Genomic DNA, 19,989 nt, shown 5'->3' with positions numbered 1-19,989 from the left:
TTGATCGCAAATCGGCTGAGCCATCATCAGTGCGCCACCGCGGCGGCGGCGGCCTCGTCGATGAGACGGCCGGTGCGGAAGCGCTCGAGCGTGAAGGGCGCGTTGATCGGGTGCGGCTCGTCCTTCGCGATCGTATGCGCGAAGACATTGCCCGAGCCGGGCGTCGCCTTGAAGCCGCCCGTGCCCCAGCCGCAATTGACGTAAAGGCCCTTGACCGGCGTCTTCGCCAGGATCGGCGAGCGGTCCGGCGTGACGTCGACGATGCCGCCCCATGAGCGCAGCATCTTCATGCGCGTGAAGATTGGGAACATCTCGCAGATGGCGTCGAGCGTGTGCTGCAATATGTGCAGGCCGCCGGTCTGCGAATAGGAGACATACTGGTCGGTGCCGGCGCCGATGACCAGCTCGCCCTTGTCCGACTGCGAGATATAGGCGTGCACGGTGTTGGACATCACCACACAGGGCACCACCGGCTTGATCGGTTCCGAGACCAGCGCCTGCAGCGGATAGCTTTCGAGCGGCATGCGCACGCCGGCCATGTTCATGATGACCGAGGAATGGCCGGCCGCCACCACGCCGACCTTCTTGGCGCCGATGAAGCCGCGCGTCGTCTCGACGCCGCTGACCGCGCCATTGGCCGCGCGCTTGATGCCTGTGACCTCGCAATTCTGGATGATGTGCACGCCGCGCGCCGAGGCGCCGCGCGCATAGCCCCAGGCGACCGCGTCGTGCCGTGCCGTGCCGCCGCGCCGCTGCAACGCCGCGCCCATCACCGGATAGCGCGCTTCCTTGGAGATGTTGAGCGGCGGACAGAATTCCTTCGCCTGTTCCGGCGTCAGCCACTCATTGTCGATGCCGTTGAGCCGGTTGGCATGGATGTGGCGCTTGAACACCTGCACGTCGTGGACGTTGTGCGCCAGCATCATGACGCCGCGCGCCGAATACATGACGTTGTAGTTGAGCTCCTGGCTGAGCCCGTCCCACAGCTTCAGCGCATGGTCATAGATGCCGGCGCTTTCGTCATAGAGATAGTTGGAGCGGATGATGGTGGTGTTGCGGCCGGTGTTGCCGCCGCCGAGCCAGCCTTTTTCGAGCACCGCGATGTTGGTGATGCCGTGCTCGCTCGCCAGGTAATACGCCGTCGCCAGCCCGTGGCCGCCGGCCCCGACGATGATGACGTCATATTCCTTCTTCGGCTCGGGCGAGGTCCACTGTTCTTCCCAGCCCTTGTGACCGCGCATCGCCTCGCGGGCAATGGCGAATACCGAGTATTTCTTCACGTTGTAGCCTCGCGCCAAAAATCGCGGATTTCGTCCGGGCCTCTCCCGTCACGCGAGGTCTATCACTAGCGAAACCGCGATGTCATCCTTGCGCTGATTGCGACGGCGCTTGCCGCTTTGCGCCATGCCGAAAGGATGGCATCCGGGCTGGCAGCCGCGACCGCGATCGGCCATACCGACTGCTCCGAGACCTGGAGGATGGATATGGGCAACGCCTGGTGGAATCTGACCTTGCGCTTTCTGCTGGAACTTGCGGCGCTGCTTGGGCTCGGCATGGCCGGCTGGAGCCTGTCCGAGGGGTGGTGGCGATGGATCCTCGCCTTGGCCTTGCCGCTTGTTGCGGCTGCGCTGTGGGGAACCTTCGCGGTTCCCGACGACCCAAGCCGGTCAGGCCGCGCGCCGGTTCCTGTGCCGGGCGCGGTGCGGCTGGCGGTGGAGCTCGCCATACTGTTCGGCGGCGCCGCAGCGTTCTATCTGGCAGGTCATGCGGCCGCAGGCCTTGTCATGGCTCTGCTGATCGCCCTCAGCTACGCCTTCTCCCTGGACAGGCTGGGCTGGCTGTTGAGGCAGTAGGGCGATAGCGGCCTTTGCCGCGGCCAAAGCCGGACGCTTCGATCAACCGGACGTGATCCGTGAGGCGGACGACGGACATGCTCATCCGCTGAAATATCGCGATACGGCCTTGCATTCCGGTCCGTTTTGACGATTTTTCGTTTCCCGTGGAAAACGGACCGGAACGATGCTGCTGATCAGGACCTATGTTGCCCAGAGCGCCATAGAGGGCGTCGGCGTCTTCGCCGCCGAGCCGATCCGCAAAGGCGCTTCGATCTGGCGGCTCGATCCTGACTTCGACCGGCTGATCCCGATCGAGAAATACGAGGCGGCGCCGCCTCATCTGCGCGAGCTGCTCGACCGCTACGCCTATCCGAGCCCGGACAAGCCGGGCTTCATGGTCTATGAGGTCGACAATGGCCGCTTCATGAACCACTCCGAGCGGCCGAACACGGACTTCTCGCAATATGGCGGCGCCACCGCCATTCGCGACATCGCCGCCGGCGAGGAAATCACCTGCGATTACGGCGAGTTTTTCGAGGATTTCGCACGCCTCCATCTGGCGGCGGTGGAAGGCTGAATCGCGGCTTGGCGCACCGCTCCGGTTTTTGATCGCGCTTTCCCGCAATCAGCGGTGGACATCCCGGCCTGATTCTGCTATCAGCCGCCACAATTCGCGGTGCAACTCGCCGCGGAGGCATCTCGGCTATGGCCGATTGCCTAACGATTTCAAACCCGAAGACAGGATTGCCCGTGCAGGTACTCGTCCGCGACAACAACGTTGATCAGGCGCTTCGCGCGCTGAAGAAGAAAATGCAGCGCGAAGGTATTTTCCGCGAAATGAAGATGCGCGGTCACTATGAGAAGCCGTCCGAGAAGCGTGCCCGCGAGAAGGCGGAAGCCGTGCGCCGCGCCCGCAAGCTGGCACGCAAGCGCGCCCAGCGCGAAGGCCTGCTGCCGATGACCCCGCGTCCGGCTCCGGCCGGTGCTGGCGGCGCGCCGCGTTCGCCGCGCTCATAACGCCTATTTTTCGTCCTTTTCGAAGGATACCGAAGGTGGCGCGATGCGGAATCGCCGCCACCTTTTTGTTTATAGATTCGAGCCGGTTCGGAGAGGGAACGGACTGACGGCGCTGCGGCAGTGAGGACAAAGATGAACGCTATTACCGTGGAGCGTGGAACCGCTCTTCGCGGCTTCGCCCTGACGGCGGCCCTGCTTTCGGGTCTGATGCTTGCAGCATGCCAGACGGCGCCGACGGGTGAGTTCAACTCGATCGACAAGGCGCAGGGGTCCAGCGAGAACATCTCCTCGCTCTCGGCGGTTATCCAGCGCAATCCGCAGGATCCCGAGGGCTATAATGTGCGCGGCTCGGCCTATGGCCGCGGCGGCCAGTACCAGGCGGCGCTGAAGGACTTCAACCAGGCCATCCAGCTCAATCCGAACTTCTACCAGGCCTACTCGAATCGCGCGCTGATCCAGCGTTTCCTCGGCAACCAGCAAGCGGCTCTGGCCGACTACAATCGCTCGATCCAGATCAACGCCAATTACGATGCCGCCTATATCGGCCGCGGCAATCTCTACCGCAAGGCGGGCCGCACCCAGGATGCCTTCAACGACTTCCAGAAGGCGATCCAGCTCGACACGACCGATGCGCGCGCCTACCACAATCGCGGCCTGATCTATCAGAGCCAGGGCCAGCACAAATTCGCCATCGAGGACTTCTCGACCGCCATCTCGCTGGCGCCGGACGCCGCCGAGCCCTACAACGGCCGCGGCCTCTCCTATCTGGCGACGGGCGACGAGGACAACGCCTTCTCCGACTTCAACATGGCCATCAAGCTCGACGGCAAGAATGCCGAGGCCTGGGCCAACCAGGCGCTGATTTACGAACGGCGCGGCGACAAGGTGAGAGCGGCCAAGTCCTACCGCGAGGCGGTCCACCTCGACCCGAATTACCAGCCGGCCAAGGACGGCCTGTCGCGCACCGGCGGCAACGCCAGCTGATTTTCCAGCCGACGCGCCGCGCCGGCCCTCGAAATCGTCCATTGGTCGGGCCTGCGGCAGGCAAATCGCAACCATTGCGTGTCAAGGTAGCGGATGAAATCCGGCGAGCACCGGCATTCGCGACATCCGGAACGGCACCGATGGATGAGAACGAACTCGGCATCCGACGGCAGATCGCCTGGCTGGAAACAGCTTCGCCCGACGATTGGCACCGCGCCGTTCTCGACTTCAACTGGGATTGGGACATCGACCCGCTGTTCTGGATCGCGCGCCAGCCGCAATGCGATAAGGCCATGGCATTGACCATGTTCTGGAAAGGTCAGCCGGTCTGGTATCTCCTTATGGCCTTGGAGAATGGCGGGTCGGACACCAACCGGGAGCCGCTCTGGGACATGCTGAAATTCACTGCGCAGCGCATCAACGCCAAGGGCTATGTCCGTTCGAAAATCGCCTACGACGTGGATGAATACACGCGCGACGATTTCGAGGAGTTGGTCGAAAAGGCGAAGCAACTAACCCACCCGCCGATCAAGCCCCACCCGGACATGAAGCGCGCCCTTCGAGGGCGGCGGATCGTCAACGACATCGACTTTTACCGGCGCTATCCCAAGGATTTCCACGGCACCGTGCTGATCGAACTGCCGGACCACGGCGATCCGGAGAACGTGGGCCCCTTGGGCAAGGTCTGGTCGGCGCTTGAGAGCCTGTGGCGCCACTGAACGCTCGAACATCCCAAGCCCTTGTCATCGCATGTTAACCGTCGATGGCGATGCGTTAACCTTTGCCATGTTCGCGCCAAGTTTTCGGCGGAACGCTCGGCGCACCTCGCTCGTTTAAGCCGGGGCAAAATTTTCGCGAAAGGACCTTTCCAATGATCAAATCTCTTGCCTGTGCCGCTGCCGCGCTTGCCGCCACGGTCCTCGCTTCTCCGGTCAGCGCCGGCACGCTCCGGCTCGGCACGCTCGATTGCACCATCGATGGCGGCGTCGGCTATGTCATCACGTCCAACAAGGGTGTGTCCTGCACCTTCCGTCCCTATCATCACGGTCCGGCAGAGCAATACACCGGCATGATCTCCAAGCTCGGCGTCGACCTCGGCCAGACGCATCAGGGCCAGCTGGTTTGGGCAGTGCTTGCCGGCACGCGCCATCATGAGGCAGGCGACCTCGCCGGCAGCTATTACGGCGTCAACGCCGAGGCTTCCGTCGTGACCGGCGGCGGCGCCAATCTCCTGGTCGGCGGCCTCGACGGCGCCTTCATGCTGGAGCCGCTCAGCGTCCAGGCGCAGACCGGCGTCAACCTGGCCGTCGCGGTCGCGTCGCTGGATCTGGTCCACTCCTACAAATAGGCGCTCAGCCGCCAACGACATCCGCCTATACGCGCGGCCCGGAACAGGACATTGTAGCCGTTCCGGGCCGCATGCTTTTGAGCAATTCCAGGAAAAGTGTGACACGGTTTTCCGTCCGGAATTGCGTCAAAGAGAAGAGGGGGGACATATGCCGAGGATCATCGCCGCAGCCGCTATCGTGATTGTTGCACTGGCCGGACAGGCTCGAGCGGAGACCGGCGGCGTCGAGCTCGGCGTGCTGGATTGCGCCATTGGCGGTGGCACCGGCTTCGTCTTCGGCTCCAGTAAGGATCTGAGCTGCACCTTCACGCCGGCGGACAAGACCTTTGCGCCGGAAGCCTATTTCGGCGCCGTCAACAAATACGGCCTCGACATCGGCACCACCAGCCAGAGCGTGATGCGCTGGCTGGTGCTGACGCCCATGAACAACATCTACGCTCCGGGTGCGCTCGCCGGCGACTATGTCGGCGCCAGCGCCGAAGTGACCGCCGCGGTCGGAGCCGGCGCCAATCTCCTGGTCGGCGGCACCGGCAACGCCTTCACCCTGCAGCCGCTCAGCATCCAGACCCAAACCGGCCTCAACATCGCCATCGGCGTTAGCCAGTTCCAGCTGCGCAGCATGGCGAACTGACTGGCCGTCAGGACCAATCAAGCGTTCCTCCCGCGACAAGCGAAAAAAGGCCTCTTGAGCTCAACTGCGATTGAGGTTCTACAAGCCCTGCCGAACTGGATCTGGCGCCCATTCGCGATGCGGATGAGGCTGCGAATCATAAGGCAGGAGATCGACGTGACGGCAGCAAGCAACAACAAAGCAGGCGGCGATAAGATAGATTGGCGCGCGCTGTGGGCAAGTGGCGACCTGGCGCGCTTCTGCTTCATCAGCCTCGGCATCCTGCTGCATGCGACCAACGAGACGATGGTGGCGACGGTGATGCCGGCCATGGTCGGTGAACTGGCCGGCGTGCAGTTGGTCGGCTGGTCGCTGGCGATCTACGAGCTTGGCGCCATTGTCGCCGGCGCTGCGGCCGGCCGGCTGGTCAGCTATGTCGCGCTGCGCTCCAACATGACGGTCGCCGCCCTGCTCTACGCGGCCGGCGCGCTGATCTGCGCCACGGCCCCCGCCATGCCGTCTTTCCTCGCCGGACGCTTGGTCGAGGGGCTCGGCGGCGGCGCGCTCGTATCGCTTGCCTTCGTCTCGGTCGAACGGCTGTTTGCGCGCAACATCTGGCCGCAGCTCTTCGGCATCATGTCCGCGATCTGGGGTGTCGCGGCCTTCAGCGGCCCGATGCTCGGCGCGATCATGACCGAGTTCCTGTCATGGCGCTGGGCCTTCGGCGTCTTCACTTTCGGTGGCGCGGCAATGGCGCTGGCGAGCTTCATCGTGCTCGACACGCCCGAAGCAACGAAGCCGCAGGCGGGCAGCGGCATGGCGCCACCCTTCCCCTATCCGGCGCTCGCTTGTCTCGCCCTCAGCGTGGTGCTGATCGCCGCCGCCGGCATCGACATTGCCCTGTTGCGTTCGTCGCTGCTGCTCCTGCTCGGCCTGATCGGCCTGGCACTGTTCTTCCGCATCGATGCCCTGAGGCCGCGCTCGCGTCTCTTCCCGTCGCCCTTGTTCTCGTGGCGCTCGCCGCTTGGCAGCGGCATGACGATGGTCGCGGCATTCTCCGTGGCCACTTGCACTTTCACCATTTACGGGCCGCTGCTTCTGACCACCCTGCACGGCATTCCGATCCTGACCACCGGCTACATCATCGCCGCCGAATCGATCGCCTGGTCGATCCTGTCGATTCTCATCGCCAATGCGCCGTTGGAGCGTGAGCGCATGATCATCGTCGTCGGCGCGCTGATGATTGCCTCGGGCCTCGCCGGCTTCGCCTACACCATTCCGGCAGGTTCGATCCCGCTGATCCTGCTTTGCGCCCTGCTGCAGGGCGGCGGCTTCGGCGTCTCCTGGCCATTTCTGACCCGCGTGATCGTCGCCTCGGCGCGAGAGGGCGAACAGACCATCGCCTCCGCCGCCGTGCCGACGATGCAACGCATCGGCTATGCGGTGGGTGCCGCCCTTGCCGGCATTATCGCCAATGCCTGCGGTTTTTCCGAAGGCCTGAGCCGCGAGGCGGCCGCGACCGTCGCCGGCTGGCTGTTCCTGGCTTTCGTGCCGCTCGGCATTGTCGGTTGCCTGGCGGCGTTCAGGATATCTTCGAGAGCGAACCGGCCGCAATTCGCCGCGGGCTGACGTGACCGAGAAGCCGCAAGGCGGCAAACCCTCAAAGCGACGGCAGAACGTTGCGGATGTGACGGGCAAAGGCCGTGGCCGCGGGTGATCGTTGCGCTTCGGCGAAAACGATCACAATGCCGAGCCCGGGCAGCGGAGGAAGCGGAGCGCCGAGAATATGGAGGTCAGGCGGCACAGCCCCCTCGGCCATCACGCTGATCGCCAGGCCTGACCGTGCAACGGCGATCAGCCCGGCAAGGCTGTTGGAGGCATAGGCTATCTTGTAGCGCAGGCCGGCGCGGGTCATGGCCTCGCAGGCCCCCTTATGGTCGATCGCGTTCGACGCGGCCAGGGCGAGCGGAACAGTGTCGCCGAAATCGTAGAGTTCCAGGGTTGGCCGGCTGCCGACCCAGACCAGGGACTCCCTGCGCACCACATCCGGCGCATCGCTTGGATTGGGTGTGGAAACGAGCGCCAGATCGACCTGACGCGCATTGATGAGCGTGCGCAGTTCGACCGTCGGCGCCGAGACCACCTTGATCTCGACATCGGGATACATGGTGCCGAAACTCTTCAAGAGCGCCGGGAAGAACGCGCTCAGGTAGTCTTCGGGGCTGCCGAAGATGATAGACCCATGCAGGCCCTTGTCGGAAAGCGCCGAGATCGCCTCGTCATGAATTTTGAGGAGGCGCTCGGCATAGGCCAGAAATCTTTCGCCGCTCCCGGTGAGCCGCACGCCGCTGCCGCTGCGATGAAAAAGGCTTTGGCCAAGCGCTTCCTCCAGCCGCTGGATCTGCATGGTCACGGCCGATTGCGTACGCCCGACCTGCACGGCCACGGCGCTCAGCGTGCCGGAATGCGCCGCACGCACGAATGTCGACAAGAGCTTGAGATCGAGCGGAGCCTGCATATCAAATCCATTGATATCCGGATTTGACTACTATCAATTTTACTGCACGCGCGCCAACCGCTATTTGTTGCCAATCAATGTGGTGGAGCTGGAACGATGTCGAAGAACCAGGATCACGGTTTTTGGAATGCGGCGCAAAAGCATCTGATACGCTACGGTGGCAGCTTCGAGCCGGCAATCATCGAGCGCGCCGCGGGATCCTTCGTCTACGACGCCGACGATCGGCCGATCCTCGATTTCACCTCCGGCCAGATGAGCGCGCTGCTCGGGCATTCTCACCCCAGGATCGTCTCGACGGTGAGCCGCCAGGTCGGTCAGGTCGCGCATCTGTTCAGCGGCATGCTGTCCCGTCCCGTGGTCGAGCTTGCCGAGCGCCTTGCGGCGCTGGCGCCGGGGCTCGACCGGGTGCTGCTCCTGTCGACCGGCGCGGAATCGAACGAAGCCGCGATCCGCATGGCCAAGCTGGTGACCGGCAAGCACGAGATCGTCGCCTTTTCGAAGAGCTGGCACGGCATGACCGGCGTCGCGGCCTCCGCGACCTACAGCGCCGGCCGCAAGGGCTATGGGCCGGCAGCGGTCGGCTCGCTCGCGATCCCGGCGCCGAACAGTTTTCGGCCGCGTTTCAAAAATGCCGACGGCTCGCTGGATTGGCAGACCGAGCTCGACGATGCTTTCGATCTGGTCGACAGCCAGTCGACAGGCAACCTGGCCGCCTTCGTCGCCGAACCGATCCTGTCGAGCGGCGGCATATTGGAGCTGCCGCAAGGCTACCTGGCGGCTCTCCAGCAGAAGTGCCGCGAGCGCGGCATGCTGCTGATCCTCGACGAAGCGCAGACCGGCATCGGCCGCACCGGCCATATGTTCGCCTTCCAGAGGGACGGCGTCACGCCGGATATCCTCACGCTCTCCAAGACGATCGGCGCCGGCCTTCCGCTGTCGGCCGTCATGACGACGGCCGAGATCGAGGAGGAAGCGCACGCGAAAGGCTTCCTGTTCTACACCACCCATGTCTCCGATCCGCTGCCGGCAGCCGTCGGCCTCGCCGTGCTCGATGTGGTCGAGGACGAAAAGCTGGTCGAACGTGCGCAGCGTCTCGGCGCGCAGCTCTTCGCCGGCCTGTCCGGCCTGAAGCAGCGCTACGAATGCGTCGGCGACGTGCGCGGCCGCGGCCTGCTGCTCGGCGTCGAGATCGTGAAGGATCGCAAGGACCGGGTTCCCGACCATCAGCTTGGCGCCGCGATCGCGGCCGAGGCGTTCCGGCGCGGTCTCAGCATGAACATCGTCAAGCTTCCCGGCATGGGCGGCGTCTTCCGCATCGCGCCGCCGCTGACGATCTCCGAGGAAGAATTGGAGCTCGGCCTGAAGATCATTGCCGAGTCGATCGAGACCGGGCTCGCGGCGAACACGAGCCGTCCAGGCATCGCCGCCGAGTGAGGTCGAGGGCCGGCGACCGAAGCGCCAGCTTCGGCCTCACACCACGACGGTCTGCAGCCGCTCGGCAATCAGCGCGGCAAGCCGCGCCGCCACCTCGTCCTTGCCCATTTCCGGCCATTCCTCGACGCCGCTCCTGGAGACGATGCGCACCTTGTTGCGGTCGCCGCCCATCACGCCCGACGGTCCGATGCCGCTTTCATGCGAGACGTCATTGGCGACGATGAAGTCGGCGCCTTTCTTCTTCAGCTTGGCTTCGGCATTGGCGATGAGATCCTGCGTCTCGGCCGCGAAGCCGACGACAAGGCCCGGCCTCTGCGCATGATGGCCGATGCCGGCCAGGATGTCCGGGTTCTCGACCATTTGCAGCGAAGGCGGCCCTTTGCCCGCCACCTTCTTGATCTTCTCGCCGGCGGCATTGGCCGTGCGCCAGTCGGCAACTGCCGCGACAAAGACGGCAGCATCCGCCGGCAGCAGGCTCTCGACCGCTTGCTTCATCTGCGCGGCCGTCTCCACACGCGTGGTCGCGACGCCGGCGGGGTCGGGGATGTTCACCGGACCGGAGACCAGCCGCACATCGCCGCCGAGCTTTGCCAGCGCGGCAGCGATCGCATGGCCCTGCTTGCCGGACGAGCGGTTGGCGATGTAGCGCACCGGGTCGATCGGCTCGTGCGTCGGTCCCGAGGTGACGATGATCCGGCGGCCGGCAAGCGGCTTCGGCTTCTCGTCGAGCATCGCCTCGATCGCGGCGACGATCTCCAACGGTTCGGCCATGCGGCCCTCGCCGGCTTCGTTGCTTTCCGCCATCTCGCCCTTGCCGGGGCCGACAAAGGCGATGCCGTCCTTCTGCAAGGTTGCCCGGTTGCGCCGCGTTGCCGGATGCGCCCACATTTTCGGATTCATCGCCGGCGCGATCAGCACCTTCTTGTCGGTGGCCAGAAGCACCGTCGAGGCGAGGTCGTTGGCATGGCCGTTGGCCAGCTTCGCCATCAGGTCGGCTGTGGCCGGCGCCACGACCAGCAGATCGGCCTCGCGCGACAGCCTGATATGGCCGACATCGTGCTCGTCCTTGCGGTCGAACAATTCGGTGAAAACATGATCGGCCGAAAGCGCGCCGACCGACAAAGTGGTGACGAATTCCTGCGCGGCCGATGTCATGACCACCCGTACGAAAGCGCCGCGCTCGCGCAGTCGGCGGATCAGGTCGAGCGATTTGTAGGCAGCGATGCCGCCGCCTATGATCAGCAGGATGCGCTTGCCGGAGAGTGAGCCTCGCGGGACCGGCTTGCCCGATGCCGCGACAACCGGCGTCGCCCGCTCCTTCGAACCTGTCAGCGCGCGAAGCTTCTCCTCGATCTGGCCGATGCGGTCGGCCTGCCCCGCCCGGCCCTCGACTGCGGCGCGGATCATCGCCCGCGCCTGCTCCTCCATCGAGCAGCCATTTTCGGCGGCGAGCTGCCGCAGCAGGTCCTTGACCTCATCGTCCAGATTGCGGATCGTGATGCTGGCCATGTGATTGCACTCGCTTTTCAGACAGCGCATGCAATGATAGCAATGCAATCAATTGGCGGCAAGCCGATTGGCGCTCAGAGCAGCTTCCACGCGATGTAGATCAGCGTCAGCGCGATCACCCACAGCGCCACGCGACCGGAGCGGGTGTGGCGCGCCTCCGCCCTCCCTATGGCGTGCGCGGTCGCTTCGTCGAAGCGCAGGCCGTTCTCGGCCATCAGGTCGATCTCGCGCGACAGCCGGTCGGTGCGGGCTGCGAGGTCCGGCGCCTGGCGCGCCAGTGCCAGCAGCGCCTTGGCGCCGTCCCGTGCATCGGTGAGCAGCCCTCGCGGGCCAAGATTGCCGGCGATCCAGTCGCCGACCACCGGCTCCGAGGTCTTCCACATGTTGAAGGCCGGATCGAGCGTGCGCGCGACACCTTCCACCACCACCATGGTCTTCTGCAGCAGGATCAGCTCCGGCCGCGTCGCCATGTCGAACAGCTCCGTGACCTCGAAGAGCAGCGTCAAAAGCTTCGCCATCGAAATGGTGTCGGCCGACTGGCCGTGGATCGGCTCGCCGATGGCGCGGATCGCCTGCGCGAAGGCCGAGACATTGTGCTGGCGCGGCACATAGCCCGCCTCGAAATGCACCTCGGCGACACGCTGATAATCGCGCACGATGAAGCCGTAGAGGATCTCCGCGAGGAAGCGCCGCTCCTTCTTGCCGAGCCGCCCGGCAATGCCGAGATCGACGGCGACGATGGTGCCGTTCGTCTCGACGAACAGGTTTCCAGGATGCATGTCGGCATGGAAGAAGCCGTCCCGCAGTGTGTGCCTGAGGAACGACTGGATGAGGTTGGCGGCAATCGCCTTGAGGTCATGACCGGCCGCGGCAAGGCCGGCGATGTCGTTCATCTTGACGCCGTCGATCCACTCCATGGTGAGCACGTCGCGGCCGGTCCGTTCCCAGTCGACCGCCGGCACGCGGAATCCCGGATCGTCCTTGGTGTTCTCGCCGAGTTCCGAAAGCGCGGCCGCCTCGAGCCGCAAATCCATCTCGATCCTGGTGGTCTGCGCCAGCGTCTGCGTCACCTCGATCGGGCGCAGCCGACGCGACGAGGGGATGTATTTTTCCTGCAGGTGGGCGGCGAGGAAATAGCTTTCGAGGTCCTGAAAGAAGCGGTGCCGCACGCCGGGCCGGATGACCTTCACCGCCACGCGCGAAGCAGTACCCTCACGCACGACCTCGGCGCTGTGCACCTGCGCGATCGAGGCCGCCGCTACCGGCTCGCCGAAGCTGGCATAGAGGTCGTCGATCGTGCGTCCGAGCGAGGCCTCGATCGCATGCACGGCCTCCGCCTTCGGAAAGGTGTGCATCTTGTCCTGCAACAGCGCGAGATCGAGCGCCATGTCGTTGCCGACGACATCGGGCCGCGTCGCCAGGAACTGGCCGAGCTTGACATAGGAGGGTCCGAGCCGCACCACCGCGCGCGCCAGCCTATCGCCGCGCTGATAGCTCAGCGCCCGGCGGCGGGTGAAAAGCCGCGCCACGCTCCAGCCGAATTTCGGCATGCCGGAAAGCTCTTCGCCCGGCAACGCCGCGACGACGCCCTCGCGGACCAGCACCCAGCCGGCCCTGGCGAGCCTGAAGGCGGCGCCGATGCTGCTCATTGGCCATCCCGATTCAAGAGGGCCTGTTTCAAGGGGGCCTGCTTCAAAGGTCCAGCCTCAAAGCTTCCAGCCGGAATGAAGGGCGGCGATCCCGCCCGAATAGTTGCGGAAGGTGACGCGATCGAAGCCGGCGCGCGCGATCATCGCCGCGAAATTCTGCTGGTTAGGGAACTTGCGGATGGATTCGACGAGGTAGGAATAGGGCTCGCCGTCGCCGGTCACCGCCTTGCCGATCCTGGGGATCGCGTTGAACGACCAGGCCTCATAGGCCTTGTCGAGCAGCGGCATCTCGACCTCCGAGAATTCAAGGCACAGAAACCGCCCGCCGCGCTTCAGCACGCGATAGGCTTCGGCAAGCGCCACCTCGATGCGCGGCACGTTACGGATGCCGAATGCGATCGTATAGGCATCGAAGCTGTCGTCCCCGAAAGGAAGCTCTTCGGCGTTGGCCTCGACGAAGTCGGTGTTTGCCGCAAGGCCCAGCTTCTCGGCGCGGTCGCGGCCGACGGAGAGCATCGAGCCGTTGATATCGAGCACCGCGGCGTGGGCCTGGCGCTGGCTGGCCTCGACGATGCGGAAGGCGATATCCCCGGTGCCGCCGGCGACATCGAGCACCTTCCAGCCCGGCCGCTTCGGCGGGTTCAGCCAGGCGACCATCGCGTCCTTCCACAAGCGATGCAACCCGGCCGACATCAGATCGTTCATCAGGTCGTATCGATTGGCCACCTTGTGGAAGACGTCGTTGACCAGGGGCTGCTTCTCGCCTGCCCCGACCTTCCTGAAACCATAGGAGGTTTCCATGCCGCCCGCGGCCGTGGTTCTCTCAACTGACATTATTTTGATCCGTCATAAAACCGGCGGGACCATAGCCGATCGATGGTGCCGACGCTATTGTCCAAGGCGCGGTTTTCGGCCGCGCTTGCAAAACCCGGTCGAGAAAGGTCCCGCATGATTTTCCGGCCAGATTCCGTGCGAGAACAGCATACCGGGCGGAATGACCGCATGATTTTGAAGGCCGAGTTGCACTGCCACATCGAAGGGGCGGCGGCACCGGAGCTTGTCGTCAGCCAGGCCCGCAAATATGGCAAGGACCCTTCGCCCTATATCCAGAACGGCTCCTTCGTCTGGCACGATTTCACCTCGTTTCTCGCCGCTTATGATTTCGCTTCCGACCTGTTTCGCACGGAAGACGATTATGCGCGCCTCGCCGACTATTATCTGACCAGCCTCGCCCGCGACGGCGCCATCTATTCCGAGGTCTTCACCTCGCCGGACCATGCGATAAAGGCCGGCCTCTCGCCAAAAGCCTATACGGATGCGCTGGGCGAAGGGATGGCCCGCGCCAAGGCCAAGACAGGGATCGAAGGCCGCATGATCGTCACCGGCGTGCGCCATGTCGGGGTCGAGGCGATCGAACAGGCGGCGCGCTTCGCGGCGCGCTGCGGCCATCCGCTGGTGACCGGCTTCGGCGTCGCCGGCGACGAGCGCATCGGCGATTTCGAGGACTATGTGCGCGCCTTCGAGATCGCGCGGGAAGCGGGCCTCGGCATCACCATCCATGCGGGCGAGTTGATGGGTTGGGAAAGTGTCCAGGCCGCCCTCGACCACATCCGCCCCTCGCGCATCGGCCATGGCGTTCGCGCCATCGAGAACCCGGATCTCGTCCGCCGCATCGCCGCCGAGGGCGTGGTGCTGGAATGCTGCCCGGGCTCCAACATCGCGTTGAAAGTGTTCGACAGCTTCGCCGACCATCCTTTTCCGGCGCTGCGCGCCGCCGGCTGCAAGGTGACGCTCAACTCCGACGACCCGCCCTATTTCTGGACCTCGCTGAAGCGCGAATACGATATCGCCGCCGAGCATTTCCGCATGGACGACAAGGCGCTCACCGCCGTCACGAGGACGGCCATCGAGGCAGCCTTCATCGACAGGAAGACCAAGGCGATCCTGCTCAGCCGATTGGACGCGAAGGCGCGGTGAGTGAGTAGGGAGTAGTCGGTAGTCAGTAGTTATGGATTTGGCTGAGCGCGCATAGAGCGGTTGAAGGCCGGAGCTTTCCCCGAGGCGAGGACTCGCAAATCGGCTCACTATTCACTACTCACTACAGACCATTACCCACTGCGAACCAGTCGGAGCACATCATGCAGGGCGTCACCGTCGTCGACCACCCCCTTGTCCAGCACAAGCTGACCATCATGCGCAAGAAGGAGACCTCGACGGCCGGCTTCCGACGGCTGTTGCGCGAGATCTCGCTGCTGCTCGGTTATGAGGTGACCCGCAATCTCGAACTGACGACCACCATGATCGAGACTCCGATCGAGGAGATGGAAGCGCCGACGCTCGAAGGCAAGAAGCTGGTCTTCGCCTCGGTGCTGCGCGCCGGCAACGGCCTGCTCGAAGGCCTGCTCGATCTGGTGCCGGCCGCGCGCGTCGCCCATATCGGCCTCTACCGCGACCATGACACGCTGGAAGCGGTCGAGTATTTCTTCAAGGCGCCGAGCGATCTTGCAGACCGCCTGGTGATCGTCGTCGATCCGATGCTGGCGACCGCCAACTCTGCGATCGCGGCGATCGACAAGCTGAAGGGACGCGGCGCCACCAACATCCGGTTCCTGTGCCTGCTTGCCGCGCCGGAAGGCATCGAGCGCTTCACCAAGGCGCATCCGGACGTGCCGATCTTCACCGCCTCGATCGACCGCCAGCTGAACGACAAGGGCTACATCATGCCCGGCCTCGGCGACGCCGGCGACCGCATGTACGGAACAAAGTGAGCGCATCCGTTTACCGCGCGTTTACACAACCGCGCGGTTCCGGCGCACGTTAAAGCTCAAAACACCATGTCGGCCTAAGGATGCGGCCTTCGGGAGCAATTCCGGGAAAAGTGTGAAGCGGTTTTCCGTCCGGAATTGCTCCTGAACAAAGGGATCGAGCGGTTCAACGTTTCCCCTAGGGGCATCCATGCTGCGCAAGCTTCTCATCCTCGGCATCTTTGCCGGAACCTCGGCCTCGATTCCGATCGTCTTTCAGGCCAATCCGCATCTGGTGGACGGCTTGCTGAAATCGACCGATGCCTCGCAGCCGGCGGCGCCGAAGGCCGAGCCCCAGGTCAATCTCGTCTCGGTCCCGGCCAAGCCGGCTACGCCGATGCCGCTTGGCCGCCAGGTACTGGTCAATGCCGATGGACGCGGCCATTTCACATCGCAGTTCAAGCTCAATGGCCGGCAGATCGACGGCATGATCGACACCGGCGCGACACTGGTCGCCATCAACAGCTCGACCGCTCGCAGGATCGGCATCTCGCTCAATCCGTCAGATTTCAATCAACAGGTGAACACCGCCAATGGGGCGATCAAGGCCGCCGTCGTGACGGTCGACCACCTGCAGATCGGCAAGATCTCGGTCGACAACGTCCAGGCGATGGTGCTTGACGACCGGGCGCTGCAGACCAACCTGATCGGTATGAGCTTCCTGCAGCGGTTGCAGAGATACCAGGTCCAGGACGGCGCGTTGCTGCTCGTTCAGTAAACTGGTCAGCGCGGCAATATTCGCCTGAGCACCGCCTTTTCGGCGGGTGGCTTGGAACTCCCGATCGTGTAAGCGGCACGCACGGCCGCCGCTGCCGCCTCGGCCTCCGCGTCGGTACGGGCATGGACCAGCGCCAGCGCCTCCCCCGAGCGCAACTCCGCGCCGACCGGCAGCAGCCGGGTCAAACCAACCGCATGATCGATCTTGTCGTCCGGGCGGGAACGCCCGCCGCCAAGCGTCACGACGGCAAGCCCGATATCGCGCGTGGCGATTCCGGTCACAAAGCCGGCCTGTTCCGCTTTCACGGCCAGTTCGACCGGCGCCGCCGGCAAATAGTCTTCCGGTTTCTCGATGAAATCGACGGGGCCGCCAAGCACTGCCACCATTCGCGCGAAGACGGCCGCTGCACGGCCTCCGGCAAGCGCCTCGGTGGCGCGCCTGAGACCATCTTGCTGCGACGAAACCAGCCCCGCCGATTGCAGCATCTCGGCCGCCAGCGCCAGCGTCACCTCCTCCAGCCGCTTGTCGCGAAAACGGCCGGTGAGGAAATCCACGGCATTCTTCACCTCGACCGCGTTGCCGGCAGCCGAGGCCAGCGGCTCGTTCATGCCCGTCACCAGCGCGAATGCGTTCAGGCCGGCGCCGTTGGCGACCTCGACCAGGCTGTTCGCCAGGGCGACGGCATCGCGCGACTTTTCCATGAAGGCGCCGTTGCCGACCTTGACGTCGAGCACCAGCGAGCCCAGGCCCGCGGCCAGCTTCTTCGACAGGATCGAAGCGGTGATCAGCGGTATGGATTCGACCGTGCCCGTCACGTCGCGGATCGCGTAGAGTCGGCGGTCGGCGGGCGCCAGATTGGCCGTCTGGCCGATGATGGCGCAGCCGGTCTCGAGCACCGTCTTGCGGAAAAGCGCCACGTCAGGCTGGCTGGCATAGCCGGGGATGGCATCCATCTTGTCCAGCGTGCCGCCGGTGTGGCCGAGGCCGCGCCCGGAGATCATCGGCACATAGGCGCCGCAGGCGGCGACGATCGGCGCCAGCATCAGCGAGACATTGTCGCCGACGCCACCCGTCGAATGCTTGTCGGTGACCGGGCCCGGCAGGTCGGACCAGTCGAGCACATCGCCGGAATCGCGCATGGCGATCGTCAACGCCACCGCTTCCTCGCGGCTCATGCCGTTGAGGAATACGGCCATTGCGAAAGCGCCGATCTGGCCCTCGGAGATGGTGCCGGCCGTCAGCCCCGCGACGAAGGCCGCGATCTCATCGGCTGCGAGTTTGTGGCCGTCGCGCTTGCGGCGGATGATCTCCTGCGGCAGCATCAGTCGGGCAGGCCGTCCTGGAAGACGCGCCGCAGGATCGTCGCCAGCCGTGCGCCGCCGACCGGCGCCATGTCCTTGGTTTCCTGGTGCGACAGCTCCGCTCCGGTCATGCCGGCCGCCAGGTTGGTGATCACCGAGCAGGCAGCAACCTTGAGACCGAGGAAGCGAGCGAGGATCACCTCCGGCACGGTCGACATGCCGACGGCGTTGGCGCCCATGACGCGCGCCATGCGGATCTCGGCAGGCGTCTCGAAGCAGGGGCCGGAGAACCACATATAGACCCCCTGATGCAGCGCCGTGCCGGTCGCCTTCGCCGCCTTTTCGATCGCGCCGCGCAGGCCGGCATCATAGGCCTCGGTGAGGCCGACGAAGCGGCGGTCGCTCGGCTCGCCGATCAGCGGGTTGGAGCCGGAGAAATTGATGTGGTCGGTGATCAACATCACCGAGCCAGGTCCCATGTCGGGATCGACCGAGCCGGCGGCGTTGGTGAGGATGAGATGCGAGATGCCGATGCCGGCCAGCACCTCCAGCGCCGGGCGCATCGCGGCGGCGTTGCCATGCTCGTAATAATGCGCGCGGCCGGACAGCATCAGCACCGGTGTGCCGGCGAAATAACCGGCAACCACCTCGCCGGCATGGCCGGAAACGCCGCTGCGTGGGAAGCCCGGCAGCTCCGCATAGGAGATGCGCCTGGCATCGTTGACCTGGTCGACCAGCCCGCCAAGGCCGGAGCCAAGCACGAGCGCCGCCGTGGGCGCCAGCCCGTCCAACTTCTCGACCAGATGATCCAGCGCTTCCATCATTTCAGGATATCGCCCCTGAAGCCGTAGGGCAGCATATCGCCCATGGTGACCGTCTCGGCCACGCCGGTGTCGTCGCAGAGATAGAGCTTCGTGTCAGGCTGGCAGAATTCCGCCAACCGCTGCCGGCAGCCGCCGCAGGGCGAGCATTTGGCCATGCGTTCGGCGATCACCGCGATCTCGACGATCCTGCCGCCGCCGCCCATGATGTAGTGGCCGAGCGCCGTCGTCTCGGCGCACCAGCCTTCCGGGTAGGACGCCACCTCGATATTGGCGCCGGTGAAGACACGCCCGTCCTCGGTGCGAAGTGCGGCACCCACCGGGAATTTCGAATAGGGCGCATAGGCTTTGCCCATCGCCGTCTTCGCCGCCTCGAACAGATCATGCGACATACGGTTCTTCTCTCCCACGATCTTGTTCAAATGCCGGTCGCCGCCGAACGAAAATCCAGCCTCAGCGTTCGCGGCCTCAGCGTTCCTTGACATAGGGCACGCCGCCGGCGCGCGGCGGGATTGCCTTGCCGATGAAGCCGGCGAGCAGGATGACGGTCAGCACATAGGGCAGCGCCTGCATGAACTGCGCCGGCACCTTGCCGACAAGCGGCAGTGGCGAGCCCTGCAGGCGGATCGAGGCCGCGTCGAGGAAGCCGAACAACAGGCAGGCGAACATGGCATTGACCGGCTTCCATTTGGCGAAGATCAGCGCCGCCAGCGCGATATAGCCCTTGCCCGCCGTCATGTCCTTCACGAAGCCGCCGTTCTGGACCATCGACAGGTAGGCGCCGGCAACGCCGGTCAGGATACCGGTGCAGATCAGCGCGCGATAGCGCAGCCACGCGACCGAGATGCCGGCGGTGTCGACGGCGGCCGGGTTCTCACCCACCGCGCGCATTCTCAACCCGAATCGGGTGCGAAACAGCACCCACCAGGTGAACGGCACCATGGCGAAGGCGAAATAGACCAGGATCGAGTGGCCGGAAATCAGCTCGGCATAGATCGGGCCGATGATCGGCACACCCTTGATCGCATCGGCGCCGGGCCAGGTGATCGCCTCAAAGCGTTCGCCCGGCTGCAGCGCCGGCGTGCGCCCGCCTTGGCTGAACCAGGCCTGGCCGAGAATGATGGTCGATCCGGCGGCAACGAAGTTGATGGCGACGCCGGAAACGATCTGGTTGCCACGATGCGTGATCGAGGCGAAGCCGTGCACCAGGGCGAAGGCGACCGAGATCAGGATTGCCGTGCCGAGGCCGATCAGCGCCGAATGGAAGACGGCGGCGGCGGAAGCCCCGGCAAAGGCGCCGACCAGCATCTTGCCTTCCAGCCCGATGTCGAAGATGCCGGCCCGTTCCGAATAAAGGCCCGCCAGGCAGGCTAGCAGCAGCGGCACCGAGAGGCGGATGGTCGAGTCCAGCACCTGGACGATTGCGTTGAACATGTCCATC

At 64.8% G+C, this 19,989-nt stretch carries 22 protein-coding genes; 12 read left to right on the top strand and 10 right to left on the bottom strand.

Annotation, left to right across the window (positions count from 1 at the left end):
* Positions 1-26 precede the first annotated feature (26 nt).
* Both DPM35_RS06325 and DPM35_RS33085 read right to left on the bottom strand, forming a co-directional pair.
* Complete coding sequence (locus DPM35_RS06325; RefSeq protein ID WP_095817466.1) at positions 27-1,280, bottom strand: sarcosine oxidase subunit beta; 1,254 nt, start codon at positions 1,278-1,280, stop codon at positions 27-29.
* Between the two features lie 48 nt (positions 1,281-1,328).
* Positions 1,329-1,454 carry a hypothetical protein gene (locus tag DPM35_RS33085; protein WP_281004571.1) on the bottom strand — a complete coding sequence of 42 codons (126 nt, stop codon included), beginning with the start codon at positions 1,452-1,454 and terminating at the stop codon, positions 1,329-1,331.
* A 30-nt stretch (positions 1,455-1,484) separates the two neighbouring features.
* Between DPM35_RS33085 and DPM35_RS06320 the strand changes: the two genes are divergently transcribed.
* The 8 genes from DPM35_RS06320 (at position 1,485) to DPM35_RS06285 (ending at position 7,423) form a co-directional block, all read left to right on the top strand.
* Entirely contained in the window at positions 1,485-1,853 is a 369-nt protein-coding gene (locus DPM35_RS06320) for a YrdB family protein (RefSeq protein WP_112127072.1), read from the top strand.
* A gap of 166 nt (positions 1,854-2,019) precedes the next feature.
* On the top strand, positions 2,020-2,412 hold the full coding sequence (locus DPM35_RS06315; RefSeq protein WP_112126461.1) for an SET domain-containing protein: 393 nt from the start codon (positions 2,020-2,022) through the stop codon (positions 2,410-2,412).
* Positions 2,413-2,585: 173 nt separating this feature from the next.
* The gene (gene rpsU / locus DPM35_RS06310; protein WP_042639546.1) at positions 2,586-2,852 is read left to right on the top strand and encodes a 30S ribosomal protein S21; all 267 of its coding nucleotides are present in this window, start codon (positions 2,586-2,588) and stop codon (positions 2,850-2,852) included.
* Between the two features lie 132 nt (positions 2,853-2,984).
* Positions 2,985-3,836 (top strand): tetratricopeptide repeat protein, encoded by an 852-nt coding sequence (locus DPM35_RS06305; RefSeq protein WP_112126460.1) that lies wholly within the window; start codon positions 2,985-2,987, stop codon positions 3,834-3,836.
* Between the two features lie 140 nt (positions 3,837-3,976).
* Positions 3,977-4,555, top strand: a complete 579-nt coding sequence (locus tag DPM35_RS06300; protein WP_112126459.1) for a DUF4274 domain-containing protein — start codon at positions 3,977-3,979, stop codon at positions 4,553-4,555.
* A gap of 152 nt (positions 4,556-4,707) precedes the next feature.
* A complete protein-coding gene (locus tag DPM35_RS06295; protein WP_042639311.1) occupies positions 4,708-5,184 on the top strand; it encodes a DUF992 domain-containing protein in 477 nt (158 codons plus the stop codon).
* 148 nt (positions 5,185-5,332) lie between these two features.
* On the top strand, positions 5,333-5,815 hold the full coding sequence (locus tag DPM35_RS06290; protein WP_112126458.1) for a DUF992 domain-containing protein: 483 nt from the start codon (positions 5,333-5,335) through the stop codon (positions 5,813-5,815).
* 156 nt (positions 5,816-5,971) lie between these two features.
* A complete protein-coding gene (locus DPM35_RS06285; protein WP_245431455.1) occupies positions 5,972-7,423 on the top strand; it encodes an MFS transporter in 1,452 nt (483 codons plus the stop codon).
* Between the two features lie 31 nt (positions 7,424-7,454).
* Here DPM35_RS06285 and DPM35_RS06280 read toward each other — a convergent pair whose 3' ends face one another.
* Positions 7,455-8,312, bottom strand: coding sequence for a LysR family transcriptional regulator (locus DPM35_RS06280; RefSeq protein ID WP_112126456.1), 858 nt, complete (start codon positions 8,310-8,312; stop codon positions 7,455-7,457).
* 96 nt (positions 8,313-8,408) lie between these two features.
* Here DPM35_RS06280 and DPM35_RS06275 point away from each other — a divergent pair, with 96 nt between their 5' ends.
* Positions 8,409-9,746, top strand: a complete 1,338-nt coding sequence (locus DPM35_RS06275; protein ID WP_112126455.1) for an aspartate aminotransferase family protein — start codon at positions 8,409-8,411, stop codon at positions 9,744-9,746.
* Positions 9,747-9,782: 36 nt separating this feature from the next.
* Here DPM35_RS06275 and coaBC read toward each other — a convergent pair whose 3' ends face one another.
* From coaBC to ubiE, 3 genes are all read right to left on the bottom strand, one after another.
* Positions 9,783-11,255, bottom strand: coding sequence for a bifunctional phosphopantothenoylcysteine decarboxylase/phosphopantothenate--cysteine ligase CoaBC (gene coaBC, locus DPM35_RS06270; protein ID WP_198419710.1), 1,473 nt, complete (start codon positions 11,253-11,255; stop codon positions 9,783-9,785).
* 74 nt (positions 11,256-11,329) lie between these two features.
* Positions 11,330-12,904 carry a 2-polyprenylphenol 6-hydroxylase gene (gene ubiB / locus DPM35_RS06265; RefSeq protein ID WP_112126454.1) on the bottom strand — a complete coding sequence of 525 codons (1,575 nt, stop codon included), beginning with the start codon at positions 12,902-12,904 and terminating at the stop codon, positions 11,330-11,332.
* 57 nt (positions 12,905-12,961) lie between these two features.
* Entirely contained in the window at positions 12,962-13,738 is a 777-nt protein-coding gene (gene ubiE / locus DPM35_RS06260; protein WP_112126453.1) for a bifunctional demethylmenaquinone methyltransferase/2-methoxy-6-polyprenyl-1,4-benzoquinol methylase UbiE, read from the bottom strand.
* A 168-nt stretch (positions 13,739-13,906) separates the two neighbouring features.
* Here ubiE and DPM35_RS06255 point away from each other — a divergent pair, with 168 nt between their 5' ends.
* The 3 genes from DPM35_RS06255 to DPM35_RS06245 all read left to right on the top strand — a co-directional run bounded on the left by DPM35_RS06255 (position 13,907) and on the right by DPM35_RS06245 (position 16,426).
* Positions 13,907-14,881: an adenosine deaminase gene (locus DPM35_RS06255; protein WP_112126452.1), complete on the top strand. Its 975-nt coding sequence runs from the start codon at positions 13,907-13,909 to the stop codon at positions 14,879-14,881.
* Positions 14,882-15,042: 161 nt separating this feature from the next.
* Entirely contained in the window at positions 15,043-15,672 is a 630-nt protein-coding gene (gene upp / locus DPM35_RS06250) for a uracil phosphoribosyltransferase (protein WP_112096510.1), read from the top strand.
* A 187-nt stretch (positions 15,673-15,859) separates the two neighbouring features.
* Positions 15,860-16,426 (top strand): TIGR02281 family clan AA aspartic protease, encoded by a 567-nt coding sequence (locus DPM35_RS06245; RefSeq protein WP_112126451.1) that lies wholly within the window; start codon positions 15,860-15,862, stop codon positions 16,424-16,426.
* Positions 16,427-16,431: 5 nt separating this feature from the next.
* Here DPM35_RS06245 and deoA read toward each other — a convergent pair whose 3' ends face one another.
* From deoA to DPM35_RS06225, 4 genes are all read right to left on the bottom strand, one after another.
* Positions 16,432-17,748: a thymidine phosphorylase gene (deoA, locus tag DPM35_RS06240; RefSeq protein WP_112126450.1), complete on the bottom strand. Its 1,317-nt coding sequence runs from the start codon at positions 17,746-17,748 to the stop codon at positions 16,432-16,434.
* Positions 17,748-18,551 (bottom strand): purine-nucleoside phosphorylase, encoded by an 804-nt coding sequence (locus tag DPM35_RS06235; RefSeq protein WP_112126449.1) that lies wholly within the window; start codon positions 18,549-18,551, stop codon positions 17,748-17,750. The genes deoA and DPM35_RS06235 overlap by 1 nt, the downstream gene beginning before the upstream one ends.
* Positions 18,548-18,940, bottom strand: coding sequence for a cytidine deaminase (gene cdd / locus DPM35_RS06230; protein ID WP_112127070.1), 393 nt, complete (start codon positions 18,938-18,940; stop codon positions 18,548-18,550). The genes DPM35_RS06235 and cdd overlap by 4 nt, the downstream gene beginning before the upstream one ends.
* A gap of 76 nt (positions 18,941-19,016) precedes the next feature.
* Entirely contained in the window at positions 19,017-19,988 is a 972-nt protein-coding gene (locus tag DPM35_RS06225; RefSeq protein WP_112126448.1) for an ABC transporter permease, read from the bottom strand.
* Between the last annotated feature and the right edge of the window lies 1 nt (position 19,989).

The organism is Mesorhizobium atlanticum (assembly GCF_003289965.1).
Taxonomy (GTDB): Bacteria; Pseudomonadota; Alphaproteobacteria; order Rhizobiales; family Rhizobiaceae; genus Mesorhizobium; species Mesorhizobium atlanticum.
This window is presented reverse-complemented; position numbering and strand designations above follow the sequence as displayed.